The organism is Bartonella vaga (assembly GCF_037070895.1).
GTDB lineage: Bacteria > Pseudomonadota > Alphaproteobacteria > Rhizobiales > Rhizobiaceae > Bartonella.
The window spans coordinates 358,206-372,372 of the sequence record NZ_JAYMZK010000001.1; the positions used below are offsets into that span (position 1 = coordinate 358,206).

Consider the following 14,167-nt stretch of genomic DNA (forward strand, 5'->3'; position numbering starts at 1 on the left):
AATTCCTTAGAAAACGGGAAGGAGTTTTACGAACTCTTTTCGTGCACTTTCCAATTGTGTATCATCCATACCTTGGAGCATTATTTCAAGATCAGGTGCTTCCATTTTTGCTTGCTTGGCAAGCATATACCATGCCGCTGCCATTATCGTATTACCTTTTGTTCCTATTCCGTCTCTATAAAGTCTTGCAAGAGAAATTTGTGCCGATGGAATCATTTTGAGGGCATTGGCAAGAAGCAAGTCAAAAGCACGTTGAAAATCAACTTCTCCCCCACGTCCTTGCACGAGCCATTCTGCCAAAAGCATTTGAGCCATAGGATGTTTATTTTGAGCAGCAATCTCCATTAGTTTGCGTGCATTCCGATCGTCTTTTGGTCGTGTCAAAGTTCCAAAAGAAAGAATTTTTGCAGCAGCGAAAGCGGCTTCAGAATCACCAAGGGTGGCACCTTTTAAGAACCATTTTAATGCTTGTTCTATCGCCTTATTTTCATGGTCTGGTGAAGTGACACCTGGCAAACTTTGTTTTTCAAGTGAAGCATTATAAAGAATCAATTGCCCATAAGGGAAATAGGCTTCTTTTACTCCAGCGTCGACAGCTTTACGAATAAATTCTTCACCAAGTTTTTTATTTTGTTTGATAAAATGACCATCAAACAACATAAGTCCATAGCGTAGTTGTGCTTGTGGTTCGCCCTGTTTTGCTGCGCGCCCAAACCATAAAGCAGCGCGCGCGCCGTCAAGGGGAACGGCGCGTCCTTCCATATAAATTCGGGCAATCAGAGTTTGTGCGAAAGGATCATGTTGTTCGGCACGCCTGAGCGCTTCACGAAAGGCTTTCAGATAATAGCCTTGAATGTAATAGTCATAGGCTTGATCATATTGTCCAGCTTGTAAGGGGCGAAAAGGTTCTGTAATCTTTGAAGTTTTTTGAATAGTGTTGAAAGATTCTTCAGCGCTTCCAGTAGAATTTGCAATAGTGACAGCATTTGTCAACCAAATAACTATTCCGATAAGTAGCTTAATGCTTCTTTTGATCATCGATGTTTCCTTTGCATCAACAGAAAAGGAGTTTCACACTTTTCTTTCATCATTTCAAGAAGGACTAAAGGATTATCATGCGCGAAGATGATTTCTTCGACAGCAATAAATTCACATGCGGTTTTTAAGACTTCATCAAAGGTTGCAAGGTCGCTTCCCGCTTGAACAATAGCAGGGATTTCCATAATTTCTGTCCACCATTGTGCTAACTGGATATTGCGAGGGTGAGCATACGGTTTTTTATCAGCACCTAATTTTCCGAATAATAGATAATCGACACCTGCTTCTCCTGCAATCATTGCACAATGACGATTACGTAAATTTCCAAAACCTATTATTTTTTGTTTTTTTTTCTGATTTTCTAAGTGATTGAGAGCGTTAAGGTCGCTCTCCACATGCAAACCATCAGCATTTATTCGTCCAGCAATGCGGCTATCACCAGAGATGATAAGAGCGACATTGTTACACTGAATATCTTCCACGTAGATTTGCGCTTGTTTTTGTAAAAAAAACGCATCATCCTTTGAACCCTGAGAATCATAGAGGATTACGCATACAAAAGATTTTGTTTGCAAAATTTGGCGTAAAAATGCGGGCGGTAAGATACGCCGAACATCTAATGTTAAAACCAATTGAGGAAAAGGATGGGGATCAATTGGTTTGCTCTTTTGTTTTGTCATACAAAATTCTTGCCTTTCAAAAATTAAAAGATTCATCCTATTAAGCGTTTTTTACTAAAGTAAATGGCTACTTTTGTGATTTGTAGAGATCCATTTTGGGATATCAGGGTGCTCTCAATCATAACACGCATCCTTTTTTCGTGATACATGCACTGATGTTTTTTGTTCTTTAGTCTTATTGATGATTTTCATCAACGATATTCCCAGAATTTTATATGAAGCTATAACGTATAGCGATGGCTTTACTAAAACCGGTGAGGGTTCGGGGAGTAGCTTGGTTTATTTTACCCATTTTTTAATTGTAATAAAACATTTTTCAGTTTGCTGTGTTTGCTCTATCTTATTGCGTCATCATAATCGGTTCTTTGCTTGCCTCGTTTGCATAAATAATTTGTGTGATTTCTCCAATCTCCAATCTCCAATCTCCAATCAACATATTTTAGTTTGGCAATTTTAGAAAAACATAGTTTATTCACCTATGATCGAGATTGTTTTTGCAATATTTGGATAAATTTTAAAGAGAGTGATGACAAGAACGCTTTTTTTCGGTAGCTTATTAATTATGAATCGGTGTTTCTATGCAGTTTTGAGCTACTTGTTATTATGAAGGACATTGTTCTTTTTAGCAGTTTTCTGCAAGAAAGTCTTTTTGTAATGGTATGCTTTTGATCCGTTAACTTTAGTATAAAAAGTTCATTGCACAAAAGTTTTGAAAGAGGTACTCAATACTTAAAAAAGCATTCTATGACAGCAACAAAAGAAACCTTAAACCCCTTAATGCGTTGAATGTCATAATTTTGTGCTGATATTTGGAGTATAAAAGCGTGAGCGCACATAAATATCCATATGATGAACTCATTGTCATGGTTGAGCATAATGCTTTTGATAGTGCTTTTAATCGCCTCTATGAAGAAACGATGGAACTGATTGAAAAAACAGCAGCTTACATTGATACGGAAGGCAAATTAGCTGTACGCTCTCTACCGACAGAAGTTTCTGCACTCTATGCGAAAGAAGCGATGTATCTAAGCACACGGCTTATGCAAATTGCCTCTAAACTTCTCCTTATTCGTGCTGAGCGTGAAGGAGAAATGTCACAGAAACAAATCCAAAAAGAGATCGCAAAAATATCGCTTCATACACCAACGTTGAAACTAGAAAGTGCTCACTGGCAAGAGTTTCCAGAAATTTTCCGCGACTTTGTCGTTCGTTCACTTCGTCTGGAAGAGCGTATGCAGTATATGCGCTATGGTAGAGAAGGCGGATCTTCCCGTGTCTCGGAAGATGATAACCCTGTGGGAAAACAAATCGAACTGCTTAAGACAGCATTGAGACATTCTTCAAAAAGTGTATAGCTTGTTTCTTTTCCATTTAGCTGTACGCTTGCCTTTTTGAAACGCATACCATTTAATTTCCTTTATTTCCTCTGTTTTCTTTATTGCGTAGCCTCTGTTCAAGCGCAGAAAAAATGTATAGGGTTGTTTTATGGCAGAGACGATTCGTATTATAGGTATTGATCCCGGACTACGGCATACAGGATGGGGTATTGTCGATCTCTGTGGTAATCGTCTTCAATTCGTTGCAGCAGGGACGGTTTCTTCTGACACACGATGTGATCTTTCTTCCAGATTATTTCAGCTTTACAAAGGGCTTTCAGAGGTTGTGCATCAATTTATGCCCCATGAAGCTGCTGTAGAACATGTATTTGTCAACAAAAGTGCTACGGCCACATTAAAACTTGGTCAAGCACGGGCTATTGCACTGCTTGTTCCAGCGCAAGCAAATCTTCCAGTTTTTGAATATGCTCCAAATAAAGTAAAAAAATCGGTTATTGGTGTTGGGCATGGCGCTAAAGAACAAATTCATATGATGGTAAAAATTTTGCTGCCACGGGCTGAATTTAACAGCAGTGATGCGGCCGATGCGCTCGCACTTGCTTTTTGCCATAGTACACATCGTAATAGTATCATTAACGGATCTTATCATTCAAGAGTCTCGATATGATTGGCAAATTAAAAGGTATCCTTGAACACATCTTTGATGATCATATACTGATTAACGTTCAGGGGGTGGGTTATGTCGTTTTTGTGTCAAATAGGCTGCGTTCTTCTTTACCAGCTCTTGGTGAAAGTATTAGTCTCTTTATTGAAACACATGTTCGTGAAGATGCTATTCGCCTTTTTGGTTTTCTTAGCAGAGCTGAACAAGAGTGGTTTTGCTTGCTGCAAAATGTTCCTAGTGTGGGTGCGAAGGTGGCATTGGCAATTTTAGGCACTTTGTCGCCAGACGAACTAGCACAAGCGATTGTATTAAACGATATTACAATGATTAGCCGTGCTCCGGGTGTTGGCAAAAAAGTCAGTGAAAGAATTGTAAGCGAACTTAAAAGAAAAGTACCATCCTTTCAAGAAAATGCAGTTCATAATATTCCACTCCCTCATTTAGAGATAACAAATCAACCAACTCAGGATGCGCTCTCTGCTTTGATCAAACTCGGTTTTGAGCGTGGTCAAGCAGCTAGTGCTCTTGCTTTAGCGATGAATGCTCTTGAAGGAGAAACCGTTTCTTCTGCATCGCTTATTCGCCATAGTCTCAAATTGCTTTCTTCTCCCACTTAGAATAAGATAAAAATGAATAAAGATGAAGATCAACGCCTTATTGGCATCGCTCCCTTTCCTAACGATCCGGATCGTTCCTTAAGACCACAAGTGCTCGATGACTTTATTGGTCAAGAAGTAGCTCGTGCAAATTTAAAAGTATTTATTGAAGCGGCCAAAACACGTAAAGAAGCGCTCGACCATGTTTTATTTGTAGGTCCACCTGGTTTGGGCAAAACAACGCTCTCTCAGATTATGGCCAAGGAATTAGGCGTTAATTTTCGTTCCACTTCGGGACCGGTTATTGCCAAAGCGGGAGATTTGGCGGCTCTCTTAACCAATCTGGAAGAACGTGATGTCCTTTTTATTGATGAAATTCACCGTTTAAATCCGGCCATTGAAGAAATTCTTTATCCAGCTATGGAAGATTATCAACTTGACCTTATTATTGGTGAAGGGCCTGCTGCACGCTCTGTTAAAGTTGATCTCGCCAAATTCACCTTGGTTGCTGCAACCACACGTTTAGGGCTTTTGACTACACCATTACGAGATCGTTTTGGTATCCCAATTCGGTTAAATTTTTATACCATAGAGGAATTGGAATATATTGTTCAGCGTAATGCTCGGCTTTTTTCAGTACAGATCAGTGATGATGGTGCCCGTGAAATTGCGCGTCGAGCACGTGGTACTCCACGGGTTGCAGGAAGGCTTTTACGGCGCGTTTGTGATTTTGCGCTGGTCAAAAATATCTCAAAAATTGACTACAAAATTGCTGATGAAGCTCTTTCTCGTCTTGAAGTTGATCATTTTGGTCTCGATCCGCTTGACCGACGCTATTTGCTGCTGATTGCGGAAAATTTTTTAGGTGGGCCTGTTGGCATTGAAACGATTGCGGCTGCTTTATCAGAACCGCGTGATGCTATCGAAGATATTATTGAGCCCTATCTTCTCCAGCGGGGTTTTATTCAACGCACCGCTCGTGGGCGCGTTCTTACAGAAAAAACTTGGAGTCATTTAGGGCTTTGTGCTGTCGCTTCCACGACTTCAACCCAAAAACGCACTCAACCGATTGATACACAGGACAATTCACCACTACAAACGACTTTATGGAGCGGAGAAGGTGAATAAACATTTTCTTTTAATCGCACCTATAACGATATTTTTATGTGAAGTGGGAGCTTTGTTCGTGGGCGAATTTTTATAGAAAGATCTTTGAGCTATTTAGTATTTTGTGACCTAGTTTCTCAGATTTTATCACAAAAGCATACGCAATTTCTCGACATTCATTACAACGATTTTATGGGATAGAGTATATGGTCGCAAAAAAAACTTTTCAAAACAATCATACAAATGTTTTTCATGATTTTCTGGTACGGGTTTATGTGGCGGATACAGATTTTTCTGGAGTGGTTTATCATGCACGTTATCTGGAATTTTTGGAACGGGGGCGTTCAGAGTTTTTACGAGATACAGGTTGTAATAACAAGATGTTGGCATCCGGTTCTGAGGGTGAAAAATTGTTTTTTGTTGTACATCATTTGGAAATAAATTTTTTACGACCGGCAAAAATTGATAATCTTCTAACAGTTAAAACACGGATTAATCGCATTCAAGGGGTACGCTTTTTCGTAGAGCAATGTATTTTGTGTGAGGATACAATGTTAGTAACAGCACAAGTTGAAATTGCCCTTATTAATGAAGAAGGAAAACCGCGACGTTTACCCAAGGGGCTTTTTTCGGAACTGCTTGTTTAAAAATGCGCATGTTGAACAAAATGATACTATATTTGCTCTTGCAAAGAAAACGCAAAGTTTATTTTCTTAAATTTAGAGATTATAAAACAATCTGTTTTATTAAGTTTTAACAAATGAATTTTTCATTTAAAGGAATAAACATTATGCCGCATGTAGAACTAACGAATCCAGAAGTGATTGGAGTTTTGAGCTTGTTTATGCAAGCGGGATGGGTTGTTAAAGCTGTTATGGTTGGGTTACTGTTGGCCTCTGTGTGGAGTTGGGCAATTATTTTTGATAAAATCTTTACCTATCGGAGAGTACGGCGTGAAATAAAACAATTTGAACGCAGATTTTGGTCAGGGAAGGCGTTAGAAGATCTTTATGCAGAATATAAAGTGCAGCGCGTTAGTAGCATATCTGCGGTTTTTATGGCAGCAATGGCAGAATGGAAAAAATCTCTTGAAAAAGGCATTCATATATCTATAAGCTTACAGAGCAGAGTTGATAAGGCTATGGATCTTACTTTGGGACGCGAAAGTGCAAAAATAGAATCAAAATTAAGCTTTCTTGCAACACTTGGATCGGCTGGACCTTTTATCGGTCTTTTTGGAACAGTTGTTGGTATTATGGGGTCATTTCTTTCTATTTCAGCGTCTCAAAATACTTCGCTTGCAGTTGTTGCACCAGGTATTGCAGAAGCACTTTTGGCTACTGCTATTGGGTTGTTTTCAGCAATCCCAGCAGTTATTGCTTATAATAAATTGATCAATGAAAGCGCCCGGATAATCGCACAAATAGAAAACTTCGCCGATGAACTTTCGACAATTGTGTCACGGCGTATTGATGAAACACTTACATCACATTCATCATTATAAAAGGGATCGTTTATGGGCATTTATGTTGCTGCTTCTTCTCGGAAAAATACACGCAGGCGGTGCCGTTCACGCAGCCAACTGATGAGCGAGATCAACGTAACACCTTTTGTTGATGTCATGCTGGTCTTGTTGATTATTTTTATGGTTTCTGCTCCACTTTTGGTCAATGGTGTTCCTCTTGATTTGCCTCAGAGTCAAGCCTCACCTCTGCAGATGCCTAATACTCCACTTACGGTTTCACTTGATGCGCAAGGGCGCTTAGCTATTAATGAGGATTATTACGATACATATGAAGCTCTAATTGCACAACTTACTCAACTGAAGAGTGATCTCACCAAAACACAAAAAGACCAGCATATTTTGGTGCGTGCCGCTAAAACTATCGAATATCAACAAGTATTAAAATTGCTTGCTGATATTCAAAAAGTAGGTTTTTCAAAAGTTGCTTTAGCCAGTCTTGCACAATAAGATTTATTATAAAATTTTGCAGATTCTATTTAAAAACAGTGGAAAGTGATTAAAGATAAAAAAGCACAAGGTATGTAGATGAACAGAGACTCTTATCATAGCATGAAACGAGGCTTGGCTTTATCCTTTGTAGCACATGTGATTCTTTTTTGTTGGGGTTCTTTTCACTTCGTCAGTTCTGTCCGTTTACAACAACCATTGGAAATTGTTCCGATCACTCTTGCTCCTCTGACTCAAGAGCTTTCTGTTCAACAAGGCGCATTGAATGCACCTGTACGTGAGATCCCCGCGGTGAAGTCGATCACTAAACTACAAGAAAAACAAGAAGCACACCATGTTGGGGAAGGGCAGATAGATATTCTTGCACCTTTTAAACCAAAAGAGAAACCACGGCTTGTTGAGACAACGCCTCCACCGTCAGGAGAAGAAAACACACCGGAAAAAACTTCATCAAAACTTACAGAGCAAGAATTATCAGAAGCTAACACAGAAGAAATTGCAGAAGTTTATCAAGAAGATGCGGCAAAGGTTATGCCAAAGGTACCTTCAGAAATGCACAAAGATGAAGAAGTTATGCCGTCCCAAGAATTAGTTTCCACACTACAAAAATTTTCTGTAAAACAAACAACAATACACCCGCAAGATTCTAAAATTATATTGCCAGAAAAATCTTTTCTCCCACAGTTTAAACCAAAACCCACGATTCAAAATGCACAAGAATCGAAAAAGAAAAACCAAAAAATGAAGAACCAAACAATTGAAGATATTTTGGCAATGGAAGAAAATAATCTGCTCAATCGTGTACGCACGCAAGGAGGTGGAGCAAAACGCTCCAGTACACCAGAAGCTTTGGGTGGACGAAAAAATATGAATGATATCACAAAAATGGCACAAACATTGGTCAGTATAGTGGGGGGGTGTATTCAACAGAAGCTTAAACTTGTGGCGCTTGGTGGTGATTTTAAAAACCGTCCAATTGTACGTTTGCGATTTTACCTAAACCGTGAAAGAATGGTTGTAGGAGATCCGGTCATTGAGCCCTTAAGTGGTACAGAAAGTCAGCAAGCGATTATGATAAGGCAGGTGTATGCAGCTGTTTTTTCATGCCAACCTTATGCAGATCTTCCACACGATCAATATGATTTGTGGAAGCAGGGATTTGATTTTAATGTTGACCCTCTTAGAGAAATAATACGATGAGATACGGATATATTTTTTATTCTCAATAAAAGGATACATTCCATTATGACTATGACGAGACACAAATTTTTTTCTTGGTTTATTGTCACTTGCGGTTTGTGGCTTTTGAGTTTTTCATCTGTTCATGCACAACTGAAAGGAACTATTTCTAGTGCTGACTTTAAACCCATTCCAATTGCAATCACAGATTTTATTTCTAATGATTCAATTGGGCTGAAAATATCAGCGGTGGTTACAGCAGACCTTGAACGCTCGGGTCTTTTCTTGCCGCTTGATAAGGCCTCTTTTTTTGAAAAAATTTCTCACCCCAACAGGCAACCGTATTTTTCTAGTTGGCAAAAAATAAAAGCGCAAGGTTTAGTTACTGGGCAGGTCATAAGAGAAGTCGATGGACGATTGAGAGTCGATTTTCGTTTATGGGATGTCTTTGGGCATCGACAACTCAAAGGACGGCGTTTTTACACAGCTACAGAACGTTGGCGGCGTGTTGCACATATGATTGCCGATGAGATCTATAGTGAGATGACAGGGGAAAGTGGTTATTTTGATACACGAATTGTTTTTATAGATGAAACAGGTCCTCAAAATGCACGCGTTAAACGTTTAGCTATTATGGATCAAGATGGAGCAAATTTGATCTATATATCTGATGGTAGTGAGTTGATTCTTACACCGCGTTTTTCCCCCAAACGACAAGAAATTACTTATATGGCTTACGAGCATAATCAAGTGCCTCATGTTTATCTTCAACAAATTGAAATGGGGCAAAGGGAGTTGATAGGTACCTTTAACAATATGACAATTGCTCCGCGTTTTTCCTCTGATGGGCAGAAAGTGATCATGAGTTTGTTGCAAAACGATGGTAGTGCAAACCTTTATACCATGGATTTACGTACCCGTACGATGACACGGCTCACAACAACTTCAGCCATTGATACATCAGCTTCTTATTCTCCCGATGGGACAAAAATAGTCTTTTCATCGGATCGCAGCGGAAAGGCGCAAATCTACACGATGAATGCAGATGGTGGAAATGTTAAGCGTATTTCTTCGAAAGAAGGGAGCTATTCTACACCCATTTGGTCTCCACGTGGCGATTATATCGCCTTTACAAAACAATCAGAGGGGCAATTTTCCATAGGTGTTATGCGCCCTGATGGACAAGGAGAACGGATTTTAACCACGGGTTTTCACAATGAAGGACCAACTTGGGCTCCTAATGGTCGCGTGCTTATGTTTTTTCGCAAAAATCCGGGTATGGGTCCTAAACTTTATACGATCGATGTTACTGGGCGTAATGAACGTATGTTGCCCACACCAAATGATGCTTCTGATCCAGCGTGGTCGCCATTGCTTAATGCACAATAAATAAGTTGCTTGATAAAAATACACGGTATGTAGACACTGAGATCCGTGTAGCGATAATTGTCTCTACAGTTTGGAAAAGATGGTTTGCTACATTTACAATCGGTTTGTTTGAATGTGTTTTTAAGCTTTACACTGCACCTGCTGTTTTCTGTAGAAGATAAAACTTTCTTAGGAGAAAACGCTTTTAGAAAATAGCCTCTTGAAAAAATTTGGAGCCAGTTTTCAGTTTTGTACTAAAAGCGTTTTTCCAACCTATATGGGATGTCCCGCTGTTAAAGCAGGACTTTGTATATGTGAAAAAAATAAGAGAGGATACACATTTTATCTAAATAGAGATTCTCGTGGAAAAGAGAATGCATATAGGAATAGTTCTGTGGAGATTAGGATTATACAGATAGTTTTGCCAAAATCTCATCGCTCACATCAAAATTAGCATAAACATTTTGCACGTCATCATCATCTTCTAGTGTTGAAATCAGCCGTAAAACTGATAAAGCTTTTTCTTCATCTACTGGAGAAAGGGTGGTTGCTTTCCAAATAGTTTTGATCGATTCTGCTTCGCCAAGTTTTGCCTCAAGAATTTTAGAAACCTCACCAATATCTTCAAACGCACAGGTGATATGGTGTCCAGTTTCTTCTGACTGCACATCTTCTGCACCAGCTTCGATTGCTGCATCCATGATACTGTCAGTTGTTCCTGCTTCCAGATTATAGATTATTTCACCAATCCGATTAAACATGAAGCTTACGGAACCAGTTTCTCCTAGAGTTCCACCTGATTTAGTGAAGGCAGCCCGCACATTTGAAGCGGTGCGGTTACGGTTATCTGTTAAGGCTTCGACAATGACTGCAACACCGCTTGGACCATATCCTTCGTAGCGCACTTCGTCATAATGTTCGGCATCGTTTCCTGAAGCTTTCTTAATTGCACGCTCAATATTATCTTTCGGCATTGATTGTGCTTTAGCATTCTGGACAGCGAGTCTTAAGCGTGGATTCATGGCTGGATCAGGAGCACCTTGTTTAGCTGCAACTGTAATTTCGCGTGCAAGCTTGGAAAATATTTTTGAGCGCATAGCATCCTGACGCCCTTTACGGTGCATAATATTTTTAAATTGTGAATGACCTGCCATAGTTTTCTTTCCAGTTGTTTAGTTTTCCTTCCAGTTAGGTTCTCTCCTCATTTAAGGCGATGAAATATGCATCCTACCAGAATAAATATGCCGCGCAGCATAAGGTTAAATTATCGAATAAGCCTATATAAGAAAATTCGACTCAAAGGTAAAGATATTCTGTTGAGGATCATTATAAGACAGGTGTCTTGTCGTTCATCAAAAATCAGGATATAACAAAATGTGATTTCATGGAAAAAGTGGTTGATTCCATGCCTTGCTTTGTATGAGTGGGTGAAAAGAACCTGATGTATAGCAAGTATATTCTAGTGCTCTAAGGTGGGCGTAACCTGCCTCGATAAAAAGGAAAATGAGAGGATATTATAGAGATGGCAACGCGACTTTTGATGCCTAAAGCGACAGCCGTTTGGTTGGTTGATAACACTGCTCTTTCTTTTGATCAGATTGCAGAATTTTGTAAATTGCACGTGTTGGAAGTGAAAGCTATTGCCGATGGCGAATCTGCTCATGGTATTAAAGGTTTGGATCCAATTAGTTCTGGACAGTTGACTCGCAGTGAAATTGCACGGGTGGAGGCTGATAAGACTGCGCGCTTAAAAATTTCTGAGTCTAGAGTTCGCGTTCCCGAAAAAAGACGTAAAGGTGCACGCTATATCCCTCTTTCTCGGCGCCAGGATCGTCCAAATGGTATCTTATGGTTGGTGATGAACCATCCCGAGTTGAAAGATGCACAGATCGCAAGATTAATTGGGACCACAAAAGGAACTATTGAACAAATTCGTCTTAGAACACATTGGAATAGTGCTAACCTAGTTCCTCTAGATCCTGTAGGATTGGGGTTGTGTTTACAAATTGATTTGGATTTTGAGCTCCAGCGTGCTGCAAAAAACCGTGTTGTCTCTGCAGAGGGGGATAGGTCTTTACTTCCAGCGTCAATTACGGAAAACGTTGCTTTCCATGAAGACCAGGTGTTAGATGATCCTAACCAAAATTTTGATGCTGATAAAGTTTTTGCAAAACTGAATGCGTTGCAAAAAAGTCATCAAGATCAAGATGATGACAAATAAATAGGATAATACATGTCAGTGTAAACGTCACTTCACGTTAGAGGTGAAAGTCTGTCGGTGAACAAAGTGTTGGAGGCTTAAGAATAATGAAATGTAAAAAAACAGAGAACATTTTGTTTTCATTAAGAATCAAAAATTATTCTTGAAGAACTAAAAGAATCTGTCCTTTTAGTTTTATGTCTTTCATAAGGAGAATCAATATATGCATTCTACCAGAAATGTTATTTTTTATCCTTTAATTCTAGTCTTTTTTTCCTCATTATTCTTAGCTGGGTGTGGAAAAAATACCGGTACTCTTAGCGGTATGAATAACAGTTATTGGAATAATGCTGGCTTTCATCAGGTACAACCGGGTTCAGGGCAAGAATTTATTGTTAATGTTGGAGATCGCGTTTTCTTTAGCCTTGATTCTTCTTCTCTCGATTCCGATGCTGAAAGCATTTTAATGCGCCAAGCAGAATGGTTGCTTCGTCATCCTTATTATTCTATTATGATTGAAGGTCATGCTGATGATCGTGGTACGCGCGAATATAATTTGGCACTTGGGCAGCGTCGCGCTGTGGTTGTGCGCAATTATTTGATTTCTCTCGGTGTATCTGCGCAAAGGATTCAAACAATTTCTTATGGAAAAGAAAGACCTGTCGCAGTGTGTGATGATATTTCTTGTTGGAATCAAAATCGCCGTGCTGTTACAACTATTAACAACATGAACGGTAATTAAAAAGTGAATGATTTTTTTAACCCATTAATTAGCTCCTAAGGGGATATAAATATGTTGATGTATTGTAAAAACTGGAAAATTGTCTTTTGTGTAGCAGTTTTCATGGCTTGTTTTTCTTCGTTTGCTCAAAGTGCGGCGCGAAAGGCTTCTCAGTTCTCTACCGATGATTCGGTTCCTTCTGCTGCGGATAAGATTCCTAATGCTGAAGATAAGGCCCCTAATGCTGAAGATAAGGCCCCTAATGCTGAAGATAAGGCCCCTAATGCTGAAGATAAGGCTCCTAATGCTGAAGATAAGGCTCCTGATGCTGTAGATAAGGCTCCTGATGCTGCAGATGATGCCCCTAATGCTGTGGATGATGCTTTTAATGCTGCAGATGATGCCCCTAATGCTGTGGATGATGCTTTTAATGCTGCGGATGATGCCTCTAACGCTGCGGATGATGCTTCTAATGCTGCGGATGATGCCTCTAACGCTGCGGATGATGCCTCTAACGCTGCGGATGATGCTTCTAATGCTGCGGATGATGCTTCTAATGCTGCGGATGATGCCTCTAACGCTGCGGATGATGCTTCTAATGCTGCGGATGATGCTTCTAATGCTGCGGATGATGCTTCTAATGCTGCGGATGATGTCTTTAAAGCTGCGGATGATGCCTTTAAAGCTGCGGATGACGCTATTGATGCTGTGAGAAAAATTCCATCGGTTGCGGAATAAGGTTTCTAATGTCGCGTGATGACACTGATTCCAATATGGTGGATGATGCTTAAAATGTAATAAAAAAATTTTTATGCTACCGATTCGGAACCTTTTGTTTCGAGGTTATGGTTTAAGTAAACTCGTGGAAGGATGCGAACGGTGCGTAAATGTTAACGATCTAAAAAATGTAAAAGCAATTTCATCGGCTTTTTGATAAGAAGGGCTTCCCTGTTCATCTTCATCTTTGTTTTTTGCGAATCCTATATAGGATTAAGACTTTTAAGCTATAAGTGAGAGAGCAGCTATTTATCATGTAAGATGACCAGAACAGTATTTTCATGTGGATAACCATGATTATAAAGCTGTTTGCAAGGAATCTGTGATGAATTGAAAACAAACGATGAACATTTGAAGAATGTGCATAAAGATGCGAGGGAAATAGGAGAGAGTTCGGAGAGAACATATAATCGTTTAGAGAAAACTCACGAGAAAAGCGATTATGTCAAAGTGCATTAAGGTACGGATTGGCCTCTTCTCTCTTCAAAAGCCTTTTATAAAAAGACGATGAATTTACCCTTTCTATCA

Annotated in this window: 15 protein-coding genes; 12 read left to right on the forward strand and 3 right to left on the reverse strand. The window is 39.6% G+C overall.

Annotated features, from left to right (window positions below):
* Positions 1-6: 6 nt before the first annotated feature.
* Together WCP76_RS01520 and WCP76_RS01525 are read right to left on the reverse strand one after the other, a co-directional pair.
* Positions 7-1,038, reverse strand: a complete 1,032-nt coding sequence (locus WCP76_RS01520) for a tetratricopeptide repeat protein (protein ID WP_336293929.1) — start codon at positions 1,036-1,038, stop codon at positions 7-9.
* Positions 1,035-1,718 (reverse strand): thiamine phosphate synthase, encoded by a 684-nt coding sequence (locus WCP76_RS01525; RefSeq protein WP_336293930.1) that lies wholly within the window; start codon positions 1,716-1,718, stop codon positions 1,035-1,037. Before WCP76_RS01525 ends, WCP76_RS01520 begins: the two co-directional genes overlap by 4 nt.
* An 824-nt stretch (positions 1,719-2,542) precedes the next feature.
* Here WCP76_RS01525 and WCP76_RS01530 point away from each other — a divergent pair.
* The 9 genes from WCP76_RS01530 (at position 2,543) to tolB (ending at position 9,962) form a co-directional block, all read left to right on the forward strand.
* Positions 2,543-3,073 (forward strand): DUF1465 family protein, encoded by a 531-nt coding sequence (locus tag WCP76_RS01530; RefSeq protein ID WP_336293931.1) that lies wholly within the window; start codon positions 2,543-2,545, stop codon positions 3,071-3,073.
* Between the two features lie 130 nt (positions 3,074-3,203).
* Positions 3,204-3,722, forward strand: coding sequence for a crossover junction endodeoxyribonuclease RuvC (gene ruvC, locus WCP76_RS01535; protein ID WP_336293932.1), 519 nt, complete (start codon positions 3,204-3,206; stop codon positions 3,720-3,722).
* Positions 3,719-4,336 carry a Holliday junction branch migration protein RuvA gene (ruvA, locus tag WCP76_RS01540; RefSeq protein WP_336293933.1) on the forward strand — a complete coding sequence of 206 codons (618 nt, stop codon included), beginning with the start codon at positions 3,719-3,721 and terminating at the stop codon, positions 4,334-4,336. Before ruvC ends, ruvA begins: the two co-directional genes overlap by 4 nt.
* A gap of 12 nt (positions 4,337-4,348) precedes the next feature.
* Positions 4,349-5,443: a Holliday junction branch migration DNA helicase RuvB gene (gene ruvB, locus WCP76_RS01545; RefSeq protein WP_336293934.1), complete on the forward strand. Its 1,095-nt coding sequence runs from the start codon at positions 4,349-4,351 to the stop codon at positions 5,441-5,443.
* A 185-nt stretch (positions 5,444-5,628) separates the two neighbouring features.
* Positions 5,629-6,069 (forward strand): tol-pal system-associated acyl-CoA thioesterase, encoded by a 441-nt coding sequence (ybgC, locus tag WCP76_RS01550; RefSeq protein ID WP_336293935.1) that lies wholly within the window; start codon positions 5,629-5,631, stop codon positions 6,067-6,069.
* A gap of 143 nt (positions 6,070-6,212) precedes the next feature.
* Complete coding sequence (tolQ, locus tag WCP76_RS01555; protein ID WP_336293936.1) at positions 6,213-6,926, forward strand: protein TolQ; 714 nt, start codon at positions 6,213-6,215, stop codon at positions 6,924-6,926.
* A gap of 12 nt (positions 6,927-6,938) precedes the next feature.
* Complete coding sequence (gene tolR, locus WCP76_RS01560; protein WP_336293937.1) at positions 6,939-7,394, forward strand: protein TolR; 456 nt, start codon at positions 6,939-6,941, stop codon at positions 7,392-7,394.
* 78 nt (positions 7,395-7,472) lie between these two features.
* The gene (tolA, locus tag WCP76_RS01565) at positions 7,473-8,594 is read left to right on the forward strand and encodes a cell envelope integrity protein TolA (protein ID WP_336293938.1); all 1,122 of its coding nucleotides are present in this window, start codon (positions 7,473-7,475) and stop codon (positions 8,592-8,594) included.
* 45 nt (positions 8,595-8,639) lie between these two features.
* Positions 8,640-9,962 (forward strand): Tol-Pal system beta propeller repeat protein TolB, encoded by a 1,323-nt coding sequence (tolB, locus tag WCP76_RS01570; RefSeq protein ID WP_336293939.1) that lies wholly within the window; start codon positions 8,640-8,642, stop codon positions 9,960-9,962.
* Between the two features lie 386 nt (positions 9,963-10,348).
* Here tolB and WCP76_RS01575 read toward each other — a convergent pair whose 3' ends face one another.
* Complete coding sequence (locus WCP76_RS01575; protein WP_336293940.1) at positions 10,349-11,095, reverse strand: YebC/PmpR family DNA-binding transcriptional regulator; 747 nt, start codon at positions 11,093-11,095, stop codon at positions 10,349-10,351.
* 368 nt (positions 11,096-11,463) lie between these two features.
* On the opposite strand from WCP76_RS01575, the gene WCP76_RS01580 reads away from it, so the two are divergent.
* The 3 genes from WCP76_RS01580 (at position 11,464) to WCP76_RS01590 (ending at position 13,600) form a co-directional block, all read left to right on the forward strand.
* Positions 11,464-12,162 (forward strand): DUF1013 domain-containing protein, encoded by a 699-nt coding sequence (locus WCP76_RS01580; protein ID WP_336293941.1) that lies wholly within the window; start codon positions 11,464-11,466, stop codon positions 12,160-12,162.
* Between the two features lie 202 nt (positions 12,163-12,364).
* Positions 12,365-12,883 (forward strand): peptidoglycan-associated lipoprotein Pal, encoded by a 519-nt coding sequence (gene pal / locus WCP76_RS01585; RefSeq protein ID WP_336293942.1) that lies wholly within the window; start codon positions 12,365-12,367, stop codon positions 12,881-12,883.
* A gap of 102 nt (positions 12,884-12,985) precedes the next feature.
* Positions 12,986-13,600 (forward strand): hypothetical protein, encoded by a 615-nt coding sequence (locus WCP76_RS01590; protein ID WP_336293943.1) that lies wholly within the window; start codon positions 12,986-12,988, stop codon positions 13,598-13,600.
* Positions 13,601-14,167 lie beyond the last annotated feature (567 nt).

What these genes read in the sequence shown, in the direction of transcription:
- WCP76_RS01520 (WP_336293929.1), bottom strand. Translation starts at nt 1,038, where the DNA reads ATGATCAAAAGAAGCATTAAGCTACTTATCGGAATAGTTATTTGGTTG.
- tolB (WP_336293939.1), top strand. Translation starts at nt 8,640, where the DNA reads ATGACTATGACGAGACACAAATTTTTTTCTTGGTTTATTGTCACTTGC.
- WCP76_RS01525 (WP_336293930.1), bottom strand. Translation starts at nt 1,718, where the DNA reads ATGACAAAACAAAAGAGCAAACCAATTGATCCCCATCCTTTTCCTCAA.
- ybgC (WP_336293935.1), top strand. Translation starts at nt 5,629, where the DNA reads ATGGTCGCAAAAAAAACTTTTCAAAACAATCATACAAATGTTTTTCAT.
- ruvB (WP_336293934.1), top strand. Translation starts at nt 4,349, where the DNA reads ATGAATAAAGATGAAGATCAACGCCTTATTGGCATCGCTCCCTTTCCT.
- tolA (WP_336293938.1), top strand. Translation starts at nt 7,473, where the DNA reads ATGAACAGAGACTCTTATCATAGCATGAAACGAGGCTTGGCTTTATCC.
- WCP76_RS01575 (WP_336293940.1), bottom strand. Translation starts at nt 11,095, where the DNA reads ATGGCAGGTCATTCACAATTTAAAAATATTATGCACCGTAAAGGGCGT.
- ruvA (WP_336293933.1), top strand. Translation starts at nt 3,719, where the DNA reads ATGATTGGCAAATTAAAAGGTATCCTTGAACACATCTTTGATGATCAT.
- tolR (WP_336293937.1), top strand. Translation starts at nt 6,939, where the DNA reads ATGGGCATTTATGTTGCTGCTTCTTCTCGGAAAAATACACGCAGGCGG.
- WCP76_RS01590 (WP_336293943.1), top strand. Translation starts at nt 12,986, where the DNA reads ATGGCTTGTTTTTCTTCGTTTGCTCAAAGTGCGGCGCGAAAGGCTTCT.
- tolQ (WP_336293936.1), top strand. Translation starts at nt 6,213, where the DNA reads ATGCCGCATGTAGAACTAACGAATCCAGAAGTGATTGGAGTTTTGAGC.
- pal (WP_336293942.1), top strand. Translation starts at nt 12,365, where the DNA reads ATGCATTCTACCAGAAATGTTATTTTTTATCCTTTAATTCTAGTCTTT.
- WCP76_RS01580 (WP_336293941.1), top strand. Translation starts at nt 11,464, where the DNA reads ATGGCAACGCGACTTTTGATGCCTAAAGCGACAGCCGTTTGGTTGGTT.
- ruvC (WP_336293932.1), top strand. Translation starts at nt 3,204, where the DNA reads ATGGCAGAGACGATTCGTATTATAGGTATTGATCCCGGACTACGGCAT.